Source organism: Hydrogenophaga sp. H7 (assembly GCF_002025745.1).
Classification (GTDB): domain Bacteria; phylum Pseudomonadota; class Gammaproteobacteria; order Burkholderiales; family Burkholderiaceae_C; genus Hydrogenophaga; species Hydrogenophaga pseudoflava.
On record NZ_MCIC01000017.1, the window covers coordinates 129239 to 148403 of the forward strand.

The 19165-nt window shown below is 69.4% G+C and carries 20 protein-coding genes; 9 read left to right on the plus strand and 11 right to left on the minus strand.

Going from position 1 to position 19165, the window contains the following annotated elements:
• Window positions 1–5 precede the first annotated feature (5 nt).
• The 4 genes from BC358_RS16295 to BC358_RS16310 all read right to left on the minus strand — a co-directional run bounded on the left by BC358_RS16295 (window position 6) and on the right by BC358_RS16310 (window position 3381).
• Window positions 6–1319, minus strand: coding sequence for a multifunctional CCA addition/repair protein (locus BC358_RS16295; RefSeq protein ID WP_079366658.1), 1314 nt, complete (start codon window positions 1317–1319; stop codon window positions 6–8).
• Window positions 1320–1362: 43 nt separating this feature from the next.
• Window positions 1363–2241: a PhzF family phenazine biosynthesis protein gene (locus BC358_RS16300; protein ID WP_079366659.1), complete on the minus strand. Its 879-nt coding sequence runs from the start codon at window positions 2239–2241 to the stop codon at window positions 1363–1365.
• 31 nt (window positions 2242–2272) lie between these two features.
• Window positions 2273–2959 carry a glutathione S-transferase family protein gene (locus tag BC358_RS16305; protein WP_079366660.1) on the minus strand — a complete coding sequence of 229 codons (687 nt, stop codon included), beginning with the start codon at window positions 2957–2959 and terminating at the stop codon, window positions 2273–2275.
• A gap of 98 nt (window positions 2960–3057) precedes the next feature.
• Window positions 3058–3381: a metal-sensitive transcriptional regulator gene (locus BC358_RS16310; protein WP_066155024.1), complete on the minus strand. Its 324-nt coding sequence runs from the start codon at window positions 3379–3381 to the stop codon at window positions 3058–3060.
• Window positions 3382–3612: 231 nt separating this feature from the next.
• Between BC358_RS16310 and BC358_RS16315 the strand changes: the two genes are divergently transcribed.
• Window positions 3613–4191: a DUF302 domain-containing protein gene (locus BC358_RS16315; protein ID WP_079366661.1), complete on the plus strand. Its 579-nt coding sequence runs from the start codon at window positions 3613–3615 to the stop codon at window positions 4189–4191.
• A gap of 52 nt (window positions 4192–4243) precedes the next feature.
• Window positions 4244–5473, plus strand: a complete 1230-nt coding sequence (locus BC358_RS16320; RefSeq protein ID WP_206610772.1) for an OmpP1/FadL family transporter — start codon at window positions 4244–4246, stop codon at window positions 5471–5473.
• 14 nt (window positions 5474–5487) lie between these two features.
• Here BC358_RS16320 and BC358_RS16325 read toward each other — a convergent pair whose 3' ends face one another.
• Together BC358_RS16325 and BC358_RS16330 are read right to left on the minus strand one after the other, a co-directional pair.
• Window positions 5488–6435 (minus strand): complex I NDUFA9 subunit family protein, encoded by a 948-nt coding sequence (locus BC358_RS16325; protein WP_079366662.1) that lies wholly within the window; start codon window positions 6433–6435, stop codon window positions 5488–5490.
• On the minus strand, window positions 6432–8420 hold the full coding sequence (locus BC358_RS16330; RefSeq protein ID WP_079366663.1) for a lytic transglycosylase domain-containing protein: 1989 nt from the start codon (window positions 8418–8420) through the stop codon (window positions 6432–6434). The genes BC358_RS16325 and BC358_RS16330 overlap by 4 nt, the downstream gene beginning before the upstream one ends.
• Window positions 8421–8429: 9 nt before the next feature.
• Here BC358_RS16330 and BC358_RS16335 point away from each other — a divergent pair, with 9 nt between their 5' ends.
• Entirely contained in the window at window positions 8430–9062 is a 633-nt protein-coding gene (locus tag BC358_RS16335) for a 5-formyltetrahydrofolate cyclo-ligase (RefSeq protein ID WP_079366664.1), read from the plus strand.
• Window positions 9044–10228, plus strand: a complete 1185-nt coding sequence (locus tag BC358_RS16340; RefSeq protein ID WP_256861546.1) for an alpha/beta hydrolase — start codon at window positions 9044–9046, stop codon at window positions 10226–10228. The genes BC358_RS16335 and BC358_RS16340 overlap by 19 nt, the downstream gene beginning before the upstream one ends.
• 22 nt (window positions 10229–10250) lie before the next feature.
• Here the strand turns inward: BC358_RS16340 and BC358_RS16345 are convergent, their stop codons facing one another.
• Both BC358_RS16345 and BC358_RS16350 read right to left on the minus strand, forming a co-directional pair.
• Window positions 10251–11168, minus strand: a complete 918-nt coding sequence (locus tag BC358_RS16345; protein ID WP_079366829.1) for a DMT family transporter — start codon at window positions 11166–11168, stop codon at window positions 10251–10253.
• A 63-nt stretch (window positions 11169–11231) separates the two neighbouring features.
• Window positions 11232–12254, minus strand: coding sequence for a LysR substrate-binding domain-containing protein (locus tag BC358_RS16350; RefSeq protein WP_079366665.1), 1023 nt, complete (start codon window positions 12252–12254; stop codon window positions 11232–11234).
• A 121-nt stretch (window positions 12255–12375) separates the two neighbouring features.
• On the opposite strand from BC358_RS16350, the gene BC358_RS16355 reads away from it, so the two are divergent.
• Window positions 12376–12849, plus strand: coding sequence for a DUF2917 domain-containing protein (locus BC358_RS16355; protein ID WP_179130093.1), 474 nt, complete (start codon window positions 12376–12378; stop codon window positions 12847–12849).
• A 22-nt stretch (window positions 12850–12871) separates the two neighbouring features.
• Here BC358_RS16355 and BC358_RS16360 read toward each other — a convergent pair whose 3' ends face one another.
• Entirely contained in the window at window positions 12872–13240 is a 369-nt protein-coding gene (locus tag BC358_RS16360) for a TfoX/Sxy family protein (protein WP_079366830.1), read from the minus strand.
• A gap of 42 nt (window positions 13241–13282) precedes the next feature.
• Here BC358_RS16360 and BC358_RS16365 point away from each other — a divergent pair, with 42 nt between their 5' ends.
• Both BC358_RS16365 and BC358_RS16370 read left to right on the plus strand, forming a co-directional pair.
• Entirely contained in the window at window positions 13283–13882 is a 600-nt protein-coding gene (locus BC358_RS16365; RefSeq protein WP_079366667.1) for a TetR/AcrR family transcriptional regulator, read from the plus strand.
• 116 nt (window positions 13883–13998) lie between these two features.
• Window positions 13999–14988 (plus strand): MBL fold metallo-hydrolase, encoded by a 990-nt coding sequence (locus tag BC358_RS16370; RefSeq protein WP_066154996.1) that lies wholly within the window; start codon window positions 13999–14001, stop codon window positions 14986–14988.
• Window positions 14989–15054: 66 nt separating this feature from the next.
• On the opposite strand, the gene BC358_RS16375 is transcribed toward BC358_RS16370, so the two are convergent.
• The gene (locus tag BC358_RS16375) at window positions 15055–15477 is read right to left on the minus strand and encodes a PKD domain-containing protein (RefSeq protein ID WP_079366668.1); all 423 of its coding nucleotides are present in this window, start codon (window positions 15475–15477) and stop codon (window positions 15055–15057) included.
• Window positions 15478–15577: 100 nt separating this feature from the next.
• On the opposite strand from BC358_RS16375, the gene BC358_RS16380 reads away from it, so the two are divergent.
• A complete protein-coding gene (locus BC358_RS16380) occupies window positions 15578–16840 on the plus strand; it encodes an SLC13 family permease (RefSeq protein ID WP_079366669.1) in 1263 nt (420 codons plus the stop codon).
• 3 nt (window positions 16841–16843) lie between these two features.
• Here BC358_RS16380 and BC358_RS16385 read toward each other — a convergent pair whose 3' ends face one another.
• On the minus strand, window positions 16844–17752 hold the full coding sequence (locus BC358_RS16385; protein WP_079366670.1) for a DUF6279 family lipoprotein: 909 nt from the start codon (window positions 17750–17752) through the stop codon (window positions 16844–16846).
• Here BC358_RS16385 and glmU point away from each other — a divergent pair.
• Window positions 17751–19160 carry a bifunctional UDP-N-acetylglucosamine diphosphorylase/glucosamine-1-phosphate N-acetyltransferase GlmU gene (gene glmU, locus BC358_RS16390; protein ID WP_079366671.1) on the plus strand — a complete coding sequence of 470 codons (1410 nt, stop codon included), beginning with the start codon at window positions 17751–17753 and terminating at the stop codon, window positions 19158–19160. The genes BC358_RS16385 and glmU overlap by 2 nt on opposite strands.
• Window positions 19161–19165 lie beyond the last annotated feature (5 nt).

Consider the following 19165-nt stretch of genomic DNA (forward strand, 5'->3'; position numbering starts at 1 on the left):
GTCTCCTAGGTCGGGCTCTCCGCTTTCAGCGCCAGGGCCACGGCGGCCGCGCGGGCGGCATGCAGGGCCTGGGCGATGCGCGGGCCGGCATCGGCCGCGGGCGGTTCGGAGGCATTCTCGCGCGATCGCCCGATCTGCTGCATCACCTGGCGCGCAATGACCCCGCTGTCGACTGTCTGCGCCGCGCGCAGCGCGCCGAGCAGCCGTTCGCGCTGGGGATAGGCCTGTTCCCCGAAGCCCAGGCGCCCCCGGGCGTCGCACTCGCAGGCCAGCAGCACCTCGTCGAAGCGCTCCGGGCGGCGGATCGCGTCGCAGCGCTCCAGCAGCCGCAGCAGCGCCGCCGCGCCCAGGCCCTCGCTGCGGTGGATGTTGCCGTGCTCCCGGGCCACCACGTCGGCCAGCTCGCGGCATTCGCGCGGTACGCGCCAGCGCTCGCACACCCTCTTGAGCAGGCGTGCGCTGCGCTCTTCATGGCCGATGTGCCGCGGCAGCACATCGGCCGGCGTGGTGCCCTTGCCCAGGTCGTGGCACAGGCAGGCGAAGCGCACCGGCAGGCTGGCGCCCAGGCGCGCGCTCATGTCCAGCACCATCATCAGGTGCACACCGGTGTCCACCTCGGGGTGGTATTCCGCGCGCTGCGGCACGCCCCAGAGCCGGTCCACCTCGGGCAGCAGCCGGGCCAGCGCACCGCAGCTGCGCAGCACCTCGAACATGCGGCTGGGCCGCTGCTCCATCAGGCCGCGCGAGAGCTCCTGCCAGACGCGCTCGGGCACCAGGTGGTCGACCTCGCCGTGCCCGACCATGTGCGCCATCAGCGCCTGGGTGTCGGGCGCGACCGTGAAGTCGGGGAAGCGGGCGGCGAAACGCGCCAGCCGCAGGATGCGCACCGGGTCTTCGGCGAAGGCGCTGGTGACATGCCTCAGCACCCGGTTCTCCAGGTCGCTCCGGCCGCCGTAGGGGTCGATCAGCGCGGCGCGGGCCGGGTCGTCGGCCTCGGCCTGGGCCACCGCCATGGCGTTGATCGTCAGGTCGCGCCGCGCCAGGTCCTCTTCCAGCGTCACGCCGGGGTCGGTGTGGAAGGCGAAGCCGTGGTAGCCCGGCGCGGTCTTGCGCTCGGTGCGGGCCAGCGCGTACTCCTCGCGCGTCTGCGGGTGCAGGAAGACCGGGAAGTCCTTGCCCACCGGCAGGAAGCCGCTGTCGGCCATGGCCTCGGGTGTGGCCCCGACGACCACCCAGTCGCGGTCCACGTGGGCGGCGGCGGTGGTGTCACGGGCGAGCAGGGCGTCGCGCACCGCGCCGCCCACCAGGTAGATGTCCATCCGGCGAGTGTAGGCCGGGGCCTGCACCCTGCCACGTGTGCGGTCAGGCCTCCAGCACCATCGACCGGCTGATGTGGCCGGTGCCACCGGCCATCAGGCGGGTGATGCGCCCGTCTTCCAGTTCCAGGACCACCCGGATCAGGCTTGGCGACGGGGACTGCATCAGCCAGCCCTGCTCAATGAGCAGCTCCCGGTCCTGCACACCCAGCACGTCGTGCAGCAGGCAGGCCAGCGGACCCGCCGCCATGCCCGTGCCCGACTCCTCGGGAATGCCGAACCGGGGCGCAAACATGCGGGCGCCGGCATGGCGGCCGGGGCGCTGCGTCTTCGTGGTGAACGCGTAGACCCCGATCACGTCCAGCTCCTCGCTGATCGCGTGCACCAGGTCCTGTCGGGGGCGGAGCTCGGCCAGGGCCTGCGCGTCCGGCAGGGCGATCAGCAGAAAGGCGTTGCCCGTGCTGACCACATGCGGGTCCACCTCGGCGGCCAGACGTCCTGGCGGAAGGCCCATGGACGACGCAATCCGGGCGCCGAGGTCCGATGCGGGGTCGATGCGTCTGTAGGCTGGTGCGGTCTGCTCCATGAAGGCCATGTCGCCGTCCAGCAGGATGTCGCGGGGGCCGTCCACGGTCTCCTTCGAGAAGCGGCCGTTCCCGAGCACACCCTGTTGCCTCAGGAGGGAGAAGGTGGCGATGGTCGCGTGCCCGCAGTGGGCGATCTGGCGCGCCGGCGTGAAGAACTCCAGCCGGAGGGTGGCCTTCTGCGACGCCGAGACGAACGCGGTCTCGGACAGGCCCACCTGCCGGGCAATCGACAGCTTCTGGGCCGGGGTCAGCGCGTCGGCATCCAGCACCACGCCGGCGGGGTTGCCGCCGCCGGGGGCGTCGGGGAAGGCGTTGACGATGTGAACGGCGACCTGCATGGGGTCCGTCCTGTGGTCGCGGCGGCCGGCATCAGGGCCGGCTGCGGTAGGGCTCGTCGAAATCGATGAAGTCGTGTTCGGCCAGGGCCTGCTGGACCCAGGCCTGCACCGCCGGCAGCTGGTGCACGCGGTCCACATACGCCGCCACCGTCGGGCTGACGGGCAGGGCGTAGGTGCGAATGCGCGAGCACACCGGGGCGAAGTAGGCGTCGGCGATGCCGAAGGCGCCGAACAGCATCGGCCCGCCGTGTTCGGCCAGCAATCCGGTCCACATGGCTTCGAGCCGCGCGATGTCGGCGCGCACGCCGGCCTGGTCGCGCCAGAGGATGCGCCCCACCTCGGGCAGCGAGGCCTCGATGTTCATCGAGCAGTGGCTGCGCAGGGCGGTGAAGCCGCTGTGCATCTCGGCGCAGACACTGCGGGCCCGGGCGCGCGCCCTGGCATCGGCTGGCCAGAGCTGCTTGTCGGGGAAACGCTCGGCCAGGTACTCGGCGATGGCCAGCGTGTCCCAGACCGCGAAACCATCGTCCACCAGCACCGGCACCTTGCCCACCGGGTTGATGGCCGCGACCACCGACTTGAAGGCCGATTGCGCATCGAACGAGTCGAAGCGCACCATCTTTTCCTCAAAGGGAATGCCGGCTCCGGTCAGCAGCACCCAGGGGCGCATGGACCAGGACGAGTAGTTCTTGTTGCCGATGTAGAGCTGCAATGCCATGGGTTCCTCCGGTTGAGAGCCCGCATGGTAGGGCTCTGGCCGCGGGCCATTGATGACAAAGAGGCGGCCGATTGATTCGCCGCCTGCAGGTGTGCGGTTCAGGCGTATTTTTCGAGGATGCGGGTTGAGCGCTCGACCTCGCGGATCGTCTGCTCTTCCGAGTCCGACACCGCGACGGCCTCCATCACCGAGCAGGCCATCATGCGGTAGAAGGCCTTGTCCATGGCCTTGCGTGCGGCCGACATCTGCTGGGCCACGTCTTCGCAGGAGCGGCCGCTTTCGACCATGTCGATCAGCCCGCGCACCTGGCCTTCAATGCGCTTGAGACGGTTGACCACGTCGCGCTGGTGTTCCGAACGGAAGGCGGCGGCTGCGGCGTCGGTGGACGGCATCGGCTTGGTTTTGACGGGGGTGCTGGCCATGGTGTGTCTCTGTTGGATGGGACCGGGGGAGTGTGCCAAAAAACCCCGGGCACGGGAGCTGACCGGCGCGATGCCATGAGGAGGGCGTCATGATTACCCTACCCCCTAGGGTAATCGCCGATGGCGATATTCGAATGCACGGATACGGTGTGGTTCGTCGGTGGCTTTGACAAATGTCAGGTCGGCGCCCCGTCCACACCTCTCATCCATTCGCCCTTCGAGGACATTTCCATGCGCATCTGGACACGAATCTCTGTTGCATCGGCCTTGCTGGCCACCGCGCTTCTGACCACCGGCTGCGGCACGGTCTCGACCATCGGCAAGCTCGAGGACGGCGCCGGTGGCGAGGCCTCTCGCATGTGGGACCGCTGGATCGAGGGCAACGGGGACATTGCCGTCGCCACCACCTGGGAGCGCAAAGTCAAACCGGGGGTGACGGCCAAGGACGTCGAAGAAATCCTCAAGCTGGTGGCGGTGGAGCGCAACATGCGCGACGTCGGCGTGCTGCCGCTGTCCAAGGAACTCGAAGCCCGCTCGGGCAAGAAAGAGAAGCTGCTGACCGTGTACTCCTACTGCAGCCCGGCCACCGCCCGCAAGATGGTGGACTTCAGCCCGCACATGGCGGCCTACCTGCCCTGCCGCATCAGCGTGGTGGAGCACGACGACGGCAGCCTGTGGCTGTACACGCTCAACATGGACATGATGGTCAAGATGGGCCGCAAGCTGCCCTCGCCGCTCAAGGAAGAAGCCTGGGCGGTGCGCGAGACCATCTGGCAGATGATGGAACGCGCCTCCAAGGGCGAGTTCTGAGCGCCTGCCCCGCCGCGTTCCCATCCCCCCACGACCACAACGGAGACAACCCATGAACGTTCGCATGCACGTCTTGCGAGGCGCCACCCTGCTCGCGCTGGGCACCGCCCTGCCACCCGCCCAGGCCACCAACGGCTACTTCCCCCATGGTTTCGGCCTCAAGGCCAAGGGCATGGGCGGCACCGCCGTGGCCCAGTCGCACGACGCCTTCGGCGGCGTGAACAACCCGGCCTCGGTGTCCTATGCGGGCAACCGCTGGGACCTCGGGGCCGAGGTGTTCATGCCCAGGCGCAGCGCCACCGTGAGCACCCCGATGGGGGCGATGGAGGTCAAGAGTGGCAAGGACAGCTTCCTGATCCCGGAACTGGGGTTCACCACCCGGCTCTCGGGCAAGTTGTCGGCGGGTCTGACGGTCTATGGCAACGGCGGCATGAACACCGAATACCCGGCGGTGTTCCCGGGCAACAGCAACTTCATGTGCAGCAGCCCGACCACCTGCGGCACCGGCAAGCTGGGCGTGGACCTGATGCAGCTGATCGTGGCGCCCACGGTGTCGTACGAAGTGGCCCCCGGTCACGCACTGGGTGTGTCGCCGCTGCTGGTGTACCAGCGCTTCAAGGCCCAGGGCCTGCAGGCCTTCGGCATCAACAACCCCGGCACCGACGACAGCACCGGCGTCGGCCTGCGCCTGGGCTACATGGGCAAACTCGGCGACGCGGTCACCATCGGCGCGTCCTACTCACCCAAGATCGCCATGGGCCGGTTCAAGAAGTACGAGCGCCTGTTCGCCGAGCGCGGCGACTTCGACATTCCCGAGAACTACGCGCTGGGTGTGGCGTTCCAGGTCAGTCCCGCGGTGCAGGTGGCGCTGGACTACTCGCGCATCAACTACAGCGGCGTGAAGGCCATCGGCAACGCCAGTCTGGCGAACTTCGGCAACGGCTTCGGCGCCAGCAATGGCCCGGGCTTCGGCTGGAGGGATGTGGAGGTGGTGAAGCTGGGTGTGCAGTGGCAGCTGAACCCGCAGTGGACGCTGCGCGCCGGCTACAACCAGGGCACCAACCCCGTGACTTCGCCCGATGTGTTCCTCAACACGCTGGCGCCGGGCGTCATCAAGTCGCACATCACTCTGGGGGCGACCTACAGCCTGTCGGACAAGGACGAGCTGACCTTCGCCGCCTGGCACGGCCGCAAGAACACCGTGAGCGGTTCAGCGCCGGCCCCGACCTCCATCGGCATGAGCCAGAACGGCTTCGGCCTGCAGTACAGCCGACGTTACTGAGGCGCCGCGACGGGCTACCGGGGCTTCCGGTAGCTGGTCAGGTGGCCGCGACCAGCCTGCGGGCCGAGGTACAGCGGCGCCACCGTGTGCACCGACTGCGGCACGATGCCCAGCGAGGACAGGCCGGGCCACTGGCTGGTGGCGACGTTGTCGACCGCCATCGCATCGAGGTTGTCGCGGCTCATCAGCGGCTCGCCCGGCAGACACTCCATCGCCAGGGCCTGCAGGCGCCCGATGGCGGTGGGCAGCGGCAGCACCGGGCGCTCGCGGCTGCCCAGCCGTCCCGCCAGCCGCACCAGTTCGCCGAGCGTGAGCACCTCGGGTCCGGCGCATTCGAAGGTCTGGCCGATGCTGCTGCGGGGCAGGCCGGTGTCGCGCAGGCAGGCGAGCACCGCGTCGGCCACGTCCTCCACCCAGACCGGCTGGAAGCGCGTGCCGGCGCCGGCCAGCGGCATCACCGGGAACACCGACTGCAGCCGCGCGAACAGGTTCAGAAAACGGTCGCCATCACCAAAGATCACGCTGGGCCGCAGGATGCTCAGCGCCAGTCCGGCGGACCGCAGCACCTCTTCGCCGCGGGCCTTGCTGCGCTGGTACATCGAGGGCCCGTCCAGCTGGGCGCCCAGCGCGCTCACATGCACCAGCCGGCGCACACCGCTGGCCTCGCAGGCGCGGGCCAGGGTGGCGGGCAGCTGCACATGCGCCCGCTCGAAGGCGGCCTCGTTGCCGTGCAGGATGGCCACGAGGTTGACCACCGCGTCGTGGCCCGCCAGCAGCCGGGTCAGCGTGGCCTCGTCATGCACCGACGCCTCGACCACTGTCAGCCGCGGCAGGTGCTGCACGGCCGATGCGTTGGCCGCGCGGCGGGTCGGCACGGTGGTCTGCCAGCCCGCGCGCTGCAGCTTCTCGCACAAGTGGCGCCCGACGAACCCGGTGCCGCCCAGAACCAGCACCCGCTTCATGGCAGCTCCCGGTTGTAGCCGTCCGGGCGGGCGGGGGGGCCGACGACCCCGAGCCGGGCGCGCAGCGACTGCGGCTGCCCGGTGATCAGGCTCGCGTAGTGCGTGGTGTTGGCCAGCACCTTCTTCACGTAGTCGCGGGTTTCTTCAAACGGGATGTTCTCGGCCCAGACCTCTCCGGCCAGCACCGGACCCTGGCGCCAGGCGCGGGCGCGGGCCGGCCCTGCGTTGTAGGCGGCTGCGGCCAGCGGCATCGAGCCGTCCAGGTCGTCCAGCGCCAGCTTGAGGTAGGCGGTGCCGATCAGGATGTTGGTGTCGCGGTCGGTGATCTGGTGCGACTGGAAGTCGGTCAGGCCGATCTTGCGGGCGGTCCAGCGGGCCGTGGCCGGCATCACCTGCATCAGGCCCGAGGCGCCCACGCCCGAGCGTGCGTCCGTGACGAAGCGGCTCTCCTGGCGGATCAGGCCGTAGACATAGGCCGGGTCCAGCCCGATCTCGGCCGTGCGCCGCAGCACCTGCGTGCGGAACGGCATCGGGAAGCGCTGGGCCTGGTCCTGCAGGCTGCGGGTGCGCTCGCTGGTGTTGATGCAGCGGTCCCAGAGCTCGTGCTGGCAGGCCAGTGCGGCGGCGGCCAGCAGCTCGCGGTCGCCCATGCCGCCGCGCGTGTGCAGGTTGGTGGTGTAGTTCCACTCGCGCACGCCTTCGCTGCGCAGGCCCAGCCGGATGGCGGCCAGCGCACGCTGCAGCCCCGGGTGGGTCTGGATGGACGCCATCTCCTGCGGGGTGGGCGGTGCAGGCGGTGGCGGCGTGGTCACGCTGTGGCCCAGTTCTTCCAGTGCGAGCAGCTCGTAGAAGCCCTGGTGCGAGGCGATCGAGCGGTAGAGGCCGCTGGCGACGATCTGGGCCGTCAGCGCATCGGGCTCGCGCAGGGCCTGCATCGCGCGGGCGCGCCAGTAGACCCAGACCGGCTCCTGGCGCTGCGCCTCGTCCATGGCGGCGATGGCGTCCCGCACATGGCCCCAGGTGCCCGCGCGCAGCCCGGCGCGGGCTTTCCAGGCCAGGTGGTCGGGCGCCATATGGCGGTCGTTCCCGTTGGCAAACGCCGCCAGCGCATCGCCCTGCAGCGACTGGGCCATGCGCTTGCCGATCACGCCCCAGACCCAGCTGCGCTCCTCGGTGGTGAGCTGCGCCTTCCAGCGGGTGAGGTCCATCTCGCGCGCGGCGGCAGCCACGTCCTGGCTGGCCAGCCGGATGAGGGCCAGCGTCACCAGTTCCTTGGTGCGCGGCCGGATGGCGGTGAATTTTTCGTCGAGGTAACGCGCGGGGTCGTTGGCGATGGCATGCACCATCGGCACCCAGTCGGGGTTGAGCAGGTTCACCGCCTGCACCGCGGCCGCCGTGCGGCCGGCTTCCATGGCCAGGCGTGCCCGCTGCCAGGCGGCCTCGGGCCGCAGGTGGCCGCTGTCCAGGAAGGCCTTGGCCGCGGTGGCGCAGGCGTCGTCGGCCTCGCGCTGCGCATGCCAGAGGCGGGCCACCTCCTGCGCGGCCTCTTCCGACGGCTTGCGGCGGGCCGCGGCGTCCAGCATCAGCGCGTAGCACTGCACCTGGCGGTCGTCGTTCATGCGGTAACGCGGCAGCTCGGCCTCGAAGGTGGCCCAGTCGCGTTGTTTGCCCAGTTGAAGCAGCCAGTCGTTGCGCAGCCGGTCTTCCCAGTAGCTGCCGGCCATGCGGTCCATGGCGGCGCGGATCTCCGCGGCCGGTGCCGATTCCAGGCGGGCCCTGGCCTCCCAATACACCGCCACCGGTTCGAGCACGTGGCCTTGCACCCGCCACAGCAGGGCGGTCAGGGTGGGGGTGGCATTGCGCCGGAAGGCGTCGCGCATCTCCAGCAGGGCAGCGTCCGCGCTGGTCTGGGCCAGGACCGGTCCCTGCATCAGCAGCGCGGCCATAATGGGCAACAGCCCCTGTTTCACGCGCATCAATCTCATGCGTCGATTATGGACAACAAGCCCTCCAGCTCCGCGAAAGACCCGGCCTCGCAAGGCCCCAAAACCGCCTGGCGCAAGCAGCTGATCGACAAGCGGCAGAGTCTCGCGGATCGCGCCTGGCGCAACGACCTGCTGCAGCGCGTGATGCGGGTCTGGCTGATCCACCGCCCCGACACCGTGATCGGCGCCTACTGGCCGATCAAGGGTGAATTCGACCCGCTGCCGGCGCTGTTCCGCTGGCAGGAGGCCGGGCTGGAGGAGGACGCGCAGAGCGCCGCGCGGCACCGCCGCATCGGCCTGCCGGTGGTCAACAAGGTCGACAAGACCCTCACCTTCTACAGCTGGTACCCCGGCTGCCCGATGGAGGAAGACGCCTTCGGCATTCCCAAGCCCAAGGACACCGAGATCATCGAACCGACGCTGATTTTCGTGCCCTGCGTGGGGTTCGGGCCGGGCGGCTACCGGCTGGGCTATGGCGGCGGCTTCTACGACCGCACCCTGGCCTCGCTGCGGCCCAAGCCCTTCACCGTCGGCCTGGGCTACGACTTCGCCTATCTGCCGGACCTGGAGCCCGAGACCCACGACGTGCCGCTGGACGCGATCCTGGCGGACACTGGCGTGATGTGGCCGCTCAAGGGCTGAGGGCCGTGGGCGACCTGCAGCACCAGTGGGTGCACATCGCCTACCGCGAGACCAGCGCCTTCACCGAGACCTACGGTTTTTCGGGCAGCCAGGGGGCGGTCAACCTTGAAGGGCTGCTGATCAGCGGACCCGGCGCTTCGCGCGAGGTGGTGTTCCTGATGATGCACCCCAGCTCGACGCTGCAGCTGCTGCCGCTGCCGCCCGCGCTGGCCGCGGCCGGCCACCCGGTGCTGTGCATGGGCAGCCGCTACGCGAAGAACGACACCGCGCTGATCATGGAGAAGGTGCTGCTGGACATGGGCGCCTGCGTGCGCCATGCGAAAGAGGTGCTGGGCTTCCGTCGCGTGGTGCTGATGGGCTGGTCGGGCGGCGGCTCTCTGGCGCTGTTCTACCAGTCGCAGGCCGAGCAGCCGACGATCACGCACACGCCCGCGGGCGACCCGGTCGACCTGGTGGGCGCCGGGCTGATCCCGGCCGACGCGGTGGTGCTGGAGGCGGCTCACCGCTCGCGCGCCCAGTGCCTGCGCGACTGGATCGACCCGTCCGTGTTGGATGAGGCCGACCCGGACCGGCGCGATCCGGCGCTGGACCTCTATTCGCCCGACCTGCCGGTGAAGCCGCCGTACCCGGCCGACTGGCTGGCGGCGTACCGCGCGGCGCAGCTGGCGCGCATGAGGCGCATCACCCAGCGCGTGAAAGAGACGCTGGCGGAATTGAAGCGCCGCGGCGGCGCCGAACTGGAGCGTGGCTTCGTCACCCACCGCACGCTGGCCGATCCGCGCTTTCTGGACGGGGCCATCGACCCCAACGGGCGCCCGGTGGGGCGTTGTTACCTCGGGGTGCCCGAGACGGTGAACACCGGGCCGGTGGGCATGGCGCGTTTCTCGACGCTGCGCGCCTGGCTGTCGCAGTGGTCCATCGACGACTCGCGTGCCGATGGTGAGGCCTGTGCGCGGCGGGTCACGGTGCCCTTGCTGGCCATCGAACACGGCGCCGACGACGCCGTGCCCCAGCCCGACATAGGGATCATGTTCGCGGCCGCCGGCAGCGCCGACAAGCAGATGCGGGTGATCGCAGGCGCCAACCACTACTTCCAGGGCCAGCCGGAGCAGCTGCAGCAGGGTGTGGCGCTGGTCAGCGGCTGGACCCGCGAACGTTTCGGCTGAGGCCCCGCGCCAGGCTCCCGGCTCAGGGGTGTTCTGCGTTGGCGTGCACCTCGCTGATGCGCTTCTCGCGCCGCACGAGGTAGAGCCCGCTGCCGATGATGATGGCGGCGCCGAACCAGGTGTGGGCCTCGGGCAGGGTCTGCCAGATCAGCCAGTCCAGCGCCACGCCCCAGGCCAGGGCGGTGTATTCGAACGGCGCCACGGCGCTGGCCTGCCCGCTGCGGAAGGCCTCGTTGATGGTGAGCTGGCCCAGAAAGCCGGTGACCGCCAGCGCCAGCAGCAGCGCGGCGTGGTCCATCTGCACCGGCTTCCACTGGGACCAGGCCAGCAGGCCGCCGCCGACGCTCATGAAGATCATCATGGTCAGGATCAGCGACTCGGTGCTGTCGGTGCGGCTGAGCAGACGACCCGCGACAGCGGCCACGGCGTAGCACAGGGCCGCCGTCATCACGGCCAGACCGCCGGGCGTGGCAAAGCCGGCCTGCAGGTCGCCGCCGCTGGGCCGGATCGCCAGCAGCACGCCGATGAAGCCGACGCCGATGGCCCACCAGTGCGCCTTGGGCACACGCTCCTTGAGCACCGGCACCGACAGCGCGGTGATCAGCAGCGGCGCGATGAAGAAGATGGTGTAGGTGGCCGACAGCGGCAGTTCGCTCACACCGCGCGTGAACAGCGCGAGCATGGTGATGCCCAGGCAGCCGCGCAGGATGTGCAGCGACCAGCGCAGCTTGCGCAGCCGGCCCCAGCCTCGGCGCCACTGAATCCAGGCCAGCACCAGCGGCAGCGCGGTCAGCCCGCGCAGACAGGCCATCTGCAGCGGCGGGTAGTGGGCCGACAGGGTCTTGAGCACCGCGTCCATGAGCGAAAAGAACATCACCGCCAGCATCATGTTGACGATGCTGCGGAGATTGCCTTGGGCGTGCTGGGCGGCGGAGTTCATGAACGAAGAGGCAAAGCGGCGCAGTGTGCACCAGCCGCGGACGGCCGCGGGCGCCACTGGGGGTCAGTCGATGTGGTCCACCGTGTCGGGGTCGGGGATGTCGCCAATCGCGGCCCTGGTCCGCTCGGCCTCGCGCAACAGCCAGTCGCAGAAGGCCTTGACCTCCGGCCGCGTCTTGCTGCGCGGTGCCAGCACCAGCCAGTAGACCAGGGGCGAATCCAGCCGCATGGCCGGCAGCGGCTCGACCAGGTCGCCGCTGGCCAGGCTCTCGGCCACCAGGGGCATGCGCGCCAGGGCCACGCCCTGGCCGGTGAGGGCGGCCTGCACGATCTGGCTGGCGTAGTTGAAGTACAGCCAGCGCTGCGGGCTCAGGCGCGCCTTGCTGCGCGCACGCGCGTTGCCGGTGGGCGTCGGGGCGTAGTGGTCCAGCCAGCGCTGCCAGGTGAGGTATTCGAGGTGGCGCGTGCGGTGAGCGTCGCCGGCCTCGATCAGCGTGACCTTGGCCAGGTCGTCCAGCGTGGCGATGCGGTGTTCGCGCAGCAGCCAGGGACTGGCCACCGGCGTGAGCTGTTCGCCGAACAGCCGGATCGCGCCGGCGGCGATGGTGTCGGGCACGGCGTAGCGCAGCGCCAGGTCGACGTCGGCGGTGGCCAGGTCGACCGCGGCGTCGGTGGCGTCGATGCGGATGTCGATGTCCGGGTGCTCGCGCTGGAAGGCCTCCAGGCGCGGAATCAGCCACATCGAGGCGAACGAGGCCCAGGTGGTGATGGCCACGCTGCGGCGCCCGGCGCTCTGCCGGATCTGTCGCACCGCCGCATCAATCCGCTCCAGCGCCGAACCCGCCGCGCGCAGCAGGATGGTGCCGGCGCCGGTGAGTTCGACCGAGCGTGTGTGGCGCAGGAACAGGGCGCTGCCGACCTCGTCCTCCAGCGACTGGATCTGCCGGCTGACCGCGCTCTGCGTGAGGGAAAGCTCCTCGGCCGCGGCGCGGAAGTTGAGGTGGCGGGCCACCGCCTCGAAGGCGCGCAGGTGGCCGGCCGAGATCGGCCGGGTGCGCGGATGGCTGGGGGTGAGGGCCTGGGACATGGGCGGACGGGTCGGACTGGATTGATGCGGTTGTCGAATCAATAGCTTAGCCCCATTTCATTGGACTTGCGGCGCTGCAACACAGAAGATGGCACCCATGCTGTCGTCACCGGAGTCCATCATGTCCTCATCTGCTGCTTCCACTGTGTCCTCGTTCCGTCCGGCCGGCGGCTGGCGCCTGCACCCCGGCCACGCCATGAGCCTGCGCCCGCAGGAAACCTCCGTGCTGCGCATCCACCGCGGCCCGGTGTGGGTGACCCTGGGCGAGCCGGGCGCCCCGTCGCCGCAGGACTCGGGCGACCGCTTCCTGATGGACGGCGAATCGATGGTGGTGCCCGCCGGCGCCCGGCTGGTGATGGAGCCGCTGTCGCGGCGCGAGTCGGACGGGCCGGTCTGCTTCGACTGGTCGGGCGCCGCGCAGGCGCAGGACAGCCGCTTCGGTCGCGAGGTGCGGGCGCCGCTGCACGAGGCGGTCGCGGCCTTCGGCCAGGCGGTCTGGGCCCTCGTCCGGGTGGCGCGTGGCCTGCTGGGCTACAGCGAGTTCCTGGTGGCCGGTCGCGGGCGGGTGCTGTCGCCGCTGGAGTGCATGCGCTGACGGCACACCGTTCGGACGGCGCTCACGGGCGCCTGGCCCGGCGGGGCGCCGGCTGGCGCGCCGCCACCGCCGCCTGCAGCGCCAGCCGCGCCCAGGGCGCCATCAGCGCCGGCGATTCGAGGGCTTCCTCGGGCGGCGTGTGGTAGTGCAGGCTCATGGTCTTGCCCCGGGCCTCGTACTCGAACGCCCGGGCGCCCTCGGCCAGGAAACGCGGCGCGGTCTCGGCGTTGGTCTTGAGGAACAGCGTGTCCCAGGCAATGATGGCCACGTTCATGCCGTCCACCGCCAGGCCGTAGCCCCCGAACATGCGCGTCGCCTTCACAGGGCCCAGACACAAGAGCAGCTCGCAGGCGTGGAGGACAAACGGGTCGGTGATGGGTTTCGTCGCCATGGGCGCATCGTAGACAAGCCCGAGGGGGTGGACAATCTCCACATGGCCCGCCCCAAGTCCGCTACCCACGATCTCAAACGCGAGGAAATCCTCGATGTCGCTGCCCAGTGCTTTGCGCGCCAGAGCTTCCCGGCCGCGAGCATGAACGACATCGCCACCGCCTGCGGCACCAGCAAGGCGCGGCTCTACCACTACTACGAGAGCAAGGAAGCGATCCTGTTCGACCTGCTGGACCGCTACACCCAGCGCCTGCTGGCGCTGATCGGCGAGGCCGAGGCCCATGCCCAGCGCCAGAACCTCAGCGAGCGTGAGGCCCTGCACGCGCTGGTGCGGGCCTTTCTGGCGGAATACGAAAGCTCGGCCACGCGCCATGTGGCCCTGGTGTCCGACACCAAGTTCCTGGGCGACACCCAGCGCGAGCTGATCCTCAACCGCCAGCGCGACGTGGTGGCGGCCTTCACCCGCTTCATCAAGCGCGCCTACCCCGGTCGCGTGACGCCGGCCAACCAGACCGCGCTGACCATGATGCTGTTCGGCATGATCAACTGGACCTTTACCTGGCTGCGCCCCGGCGGGCCCATGAGCTACGCCGCCTTCGCCGACGAGGTGGTGGCGGTGCTGGAGCAGGGCCTGGGTGGCTGACCCTGTGGATGCATGGGGTTAGTGATTTACCCATCCGTAATTAATTTCGATTAGGTAAAATTCTTCGGTTCGCGCTCCGGCGCCCGATGTCGACCATTCCCACAGGAGACCTCCCCATGAGCAAAGCCTTCGCCTCCCAGGCCGATCTGCAGGACAAAAAGACCACGTTCGAACAGCTGAGCCCGCACTGCTGGGCCTACACCGCCGAGGGCGATCCGAACTCGGGCGTCATCATTGGCGACGAATTCATCATGGTCAGCGACGCCACCGCCACCCCGGCCATGGCCAAGGACCTGATTCGGCAGATCCGCACCGTCTCCGACAAGCCGATCAAGTACGTGCTGTTGACCCACTACCACGCGGTGCGCGTGCTGGGTGCCAGCGCCTACTTCGCCGAAGGTGCGACCGAGATCATCGCCAGTCAGGGCACGCTGGAGCTGATCCAGGAGCGTGGCGAACAGGACATGAAGAGCGAGATGGAGCGCTTCCCGCGCCTGTTCCGCGGTGCCGACTCGGTGCCGGGCCTGACCTGGCCGACCATGGTGATCGGCGGCGGCGACCCGACCCAGGGCGAAAAGCCTGGCAAGCTGTCGATCAACCTGGGTGGCGTGGTGGTGCAGATCTGGAGTCCGGGCCACGGCCACACGCGCGGCGACACCATCGCCTGGGTGGAAGACGAGAAGGTGCTGTTCAGCGGCGACCTGGTCGAGTACGAAGCCGGCGTCTACACCGGCGACGCCCAGCTGGAAGAGTGGCCTGCCACGCTCGAAGCGCTGCGCGCGCTGAACGCCGAGTTCATCGTGCCCGGCCGCGGCGAGGCCATGAAGGGCAACGCCAACGTGAACAAGGCGCTGGACTACACCAAGCGCTGGGTCACGACCCTATTCCAGGCCGGCAAGGAAGCCGTGGCCGCCAGGATGGACCTCAAGGCCGCCATGGCCCACACCCGCCAGAGCATGGACCCGGTGTTCGGCCACGTGTTCATCTACGAGCACTGCCTGCCGTTCGACGTCAGCCGCGCCTACGACGAGGCCAGCGGCATCAAGAACCCGCGCATCTGGACGGCCGAGCGCGACATGGAGATGTGGAAGTCGCTGCAGGCCTGAGGTCGCTCCGGCAACAAAAAAGCCGCTGTGAATACAGCGGCTTTTTTGTTGGCTGGCGCAAGAGGGCTACTGCGTCGTTGTGCTGGTGATGGGGGGGGGCGAGCTGGTGTCCTCGTCGTCGCTGGTCGTATCCACGATCACCAGCGCCTCCTTCACCTCCAGCTGGTCCTCGACGGAGGCCTCGCGGCCCGCGCTGTCGGTCACGGTGAGCTTGATGGTGTAGATGCCGGCCTTGTCGTAGGTGTGGGTCACGGTTTCGCCCTTGGCGGTGCTGCCGTCGCCAAAGCTCCACGACCAGCCCACGGCCACATTGCCCTCGGGCATGTTGGACACCACCGATCCGGACGCGTCGAAGGTCAGCTCGGTACCGGCCCGCGCGGTGCTGGGGGTGACGTCGTAAATCGGCACCGGCAGACAGCCGGTGAGTGCCAGCGCCGTGAAGCTCGCCAGCAGGAATTTCGAGAAGGTCAGGTTTCTGAACGTTGTCATGTGTGGCTCCCGGATCGGTGGCCAACGATGGTAATCCCATTCGGGGTCCGGGAGCTACCGCACAAGGGCCGACAATCGTGTATCGATCTGTAGCCTCCTCATGTCGCCTGCGCTGTCTTCCTTTGTCTCGTCGCCCTCGGAATGGGGGGTGGTTCTGGTCTTCGCCACCGTCTATCTGGGCATGTTTCTCGGCGGTCTGCCGCGCCTGAAACTGGACCGGTCCGGCGTGGCGCTGCTGGGCGCCATCGCCGTGATCGCGATTTCCGGCATGGCGGTGGAGGACGCGGCCCGGTCGGTGGACCTACCGACCATCGTGCTGCTGTTCGCCTTCATGGTGGTGTCGGCCCAGATGCGGCTGGGCGGCTTCTACACCGAGGTCACGCGTCGGGTGGGGGCGCTGCCGCTGTCGCGGGCCGGCCTGCTGGCCGCGCTGATCGTGGTCGCTGGCGGGCTGTCGGCGGTGTTTTCCAACGACATCGTCTGCCTGGCCATGACGCCGGTGGTCGCGCGCCTGTGCCTGCAGCGCGGCCTCAACCCGGTGCCGTTCCTGATCGGTCTGGCCTGCGCCGCCAACATCGGGTCGGCCGCCACGCTGATCGGCAACCCGCAGAACATGCTGATCGGTTCCGTGCTGCGCCTGCCGTTCGACGGCTACATGCGGCAGGCCCTGCTGCCCGTGGGCATCAGCCTGGCGCTGCTCTGGCTCTGGCTGGCCTACGGTCCCGGGGCGCGTGTGGGGGCTGCGGCGGCGGTTCGGCCGGCCAGCGGCACGGGGCGGGCCGAAGACGAACCGCCGTTCGACCGCTGGCAGACGGCCAAGGGGCTGACCGTGGCGCTGGTGCTGATGGTGGTGTTCCTGGCCACCGGCTGGCACCGCGACGTGGCCGCGCTGGTGGGGGCGGCCGTGCTGCTGCTCAGCCGCCGTTTCCATTCCGCGGATGTGATGGGCTCGGTCGACTGGCAGCTGCTGCTGCTCTTCATCGGGCTGTTCATCGTCAACCAAGCGTTCGAGCAGACCGGGCTGGCGGCCGAGGCGGTCGCCTGGCTGGCCACCCAGGGTGTGCACCTGACCGACCCGGGCACCCTGCTGGTGCTGGGCACGGTGCTGTCCAACCTGGTGTCCAACGTGCCGGCGGTGATGCTGCTGCTGCCGCACCTGGGGGCCGACCCCCAGCAGGCCGGCGCCCAGCTGGCGCTGGTGAGCACCTTTGCGGGCAACCTGCTGCTGGTGGGTTCGATCGCCAATCTGATCGTGGCCGACCTCGCGGCCCGGGAGGGCATCGTGCTGGACTGGAAGCGGCACGTGGTCACCGGCCTGCCCGTGACCCTGATGTCGCTGGCGGTGGTCTGGCTGCTGGCCTGAGTTTCAGTGCTGCGCGGTGAGCGAACGCAGATCAAGCTCGTAGTCCTTGAGCACGCGCACGGCGTGCTGCCGCTGTTCCGCCGTGGTGGTGTTGTGCACGGCGGCGAACTGCTCGCAGGCATTGCGCACCAGGTTGTCGCTGTAGGCGGCGAAGCCGGGCAGGGGCGAGTGCATCACGCGGTCGTGCCAGCGGCGCAGCGCAGTGGTGGCGGTGGCCACGGTGGCGCCGCGCTCGGTTTGCAGTTCGCGCAGGGTGCGGATCAGATCGGTCTGGCGGCGCAGGCGCTCGGTGTTCACCCGCTGGGCGTCGAACGGCGAACTGCGGATGCGCTCGCGCAGCAGGGCCAGCTGGGCATTGCTCAGGTCGCCGTACAGGGGTTCGTAGCGGTCCAGGGCACGGTCCATCAGGTTGTCCAGCCGCTCCTCGTCGCTGACGCGGATGTACTTCTGCTCGAACTCCCGGTTGTTCTTGTCGTACTTCTTCTGCAGATGCTGCAGCTGGGCAGGGGTCAGGGTGAGGGCCAGCCGGGCCATGGGCTCCAGGCTGCGGTCGACCATGCGCAGGTAGGCGCCGCGCAGGGCATCGAACTGGGTGCAGGCGAGGTCGGCGCTGCTGTCGGTCTGGGCCATCTGCTGCCACTGCTGCAGGCGCTGGATGTAGCCCGGCAGTTCCGTGGTGCGGTGCCAGGCAAAGAAGGCATCGATGTCGCGCCGCAGCTGGCCCGTCTGTGCCTCGTTCAGGTCGGCATAGCCGTCGATCCACCAGTAGCCCAGGCTGGGCGCCTGGTTGTAGGCCAGGCGCAGCGCGCTGCAGCCCACGAGCACGAGCGAGAGCAGGCCCAGCACCAGGGCGCGCGCGATAATCCGCGCCATCGAAGAGGTGCCCTTGTCGGCCTCAGGAAAGGTGTTCATGTCGTTCCCTGTGGATGTGGTGGTGATGGCGGCCGGCAAAGGCACGCGCATGAAGAGCAGCAGGCCCAAAGTGTTGCATCGTCTGGGCGGTCGTGCACTGGCCCAGCATGTGATCGACACGGCCGCCCGGGTATCGGCGCGTTCGGTGGTGGTGATCACCGGTCACGGCGCCGCACAGGTGGAAGCCGGCCTGGTCGCTCCGGCATTGGAGTCGGGTGAAGCGCTGAAGTTGCAGTTTGTGCGGCAGGAGCCGCAGCTGGGCACCGGTCATGCGGTGCAGCAGGCGGTGCCGGTGCTGCCCGACGACGGTGTGACCCTGGTGCTCTCGGGCGACGTGCCGCTGACCCGGCCCGAAACCCTGCAGGCGCTGCTGAACCTCAGCGGCGGGCAGCGGCTGGCGCTGCTGACGCTCGACATGCCCGACCCCACGGGTTACGGACGCATCGAGCGCGCAACCGACGGTTCGGTGACCGCGATCGTCGAGCACAAGGACGCCAGCGAGGCGCAGCGCGCGATCACCGAGATCTACAGCGGCATCATGGCCGTGCCCACGCAGCTGCTGCGCGGCTGGCTGGCGCGCCTGGACAACCGGAACGCCCAGGGCGAGTACTACCTGACCGACGTGGTGAAGTTCGCGGTGGCCGACGGTGTGGCCGTGCAGGCGCACCGCATCACCGACGCACTGCAGGTGGCGGGCGTCAACAGCCCGGCGCAGCTGGCCGAGCTGGAGCGCGCGCACCAGCGGCGCGTGGCCGAGGCGCTGATGGAGCAGGGCGTGCGCCTGGCCGACCCGGCGCGGCTGGACGTGCGCGGCGCACTGGTCTGCGGACAGGACGTGGAAATCGACGTCAACTGCGTGTTTGAAGGCCGCGTGGAACTGGGCGCCGGGGTGCGCATCGGTGCGAATTGCGTGATCGCCAACGCGGTGATCGGTGCCGGTGCGGTGATCCATCCGTTCACCCACATTGAAGGCGAGAAAGCCGGCGTGTCGGTCGGCGAAGGCGCACTGATCGGCCCGTTTGCCCGCCTGCGGCCGGGCGCCCGGCTGGGGCGCGAGGTGCACATCGGCAACTTTGTCGAGGTCAAGAACTCCACGCTGGCCGACGGCGCCAAGGCCAACCACCTGGCCTACCTGGGCGATGCGAGCGTGGGCGAACGGGTGAACTACGGCGCCGGCAGCATCACTGCCAACTACGACGGCGCCAACAAGCACCGCACGGTGATCGAAGCCGACGTGCATGTGGGCAGCAACTGCGTGCTGGTGGCACCGGTCACGATCGGCGCTGGAGGGACGGTGGGGGGCGGCTCGACCATCACCCGCGACACGCCGCCGGGCGCGCTGAGCGTGGCGCGCGGGCGCCAGGCGGTGATTCCGAACTGGCAGCGGCCCGCGAAGAAAAAGAGCTGACCGTT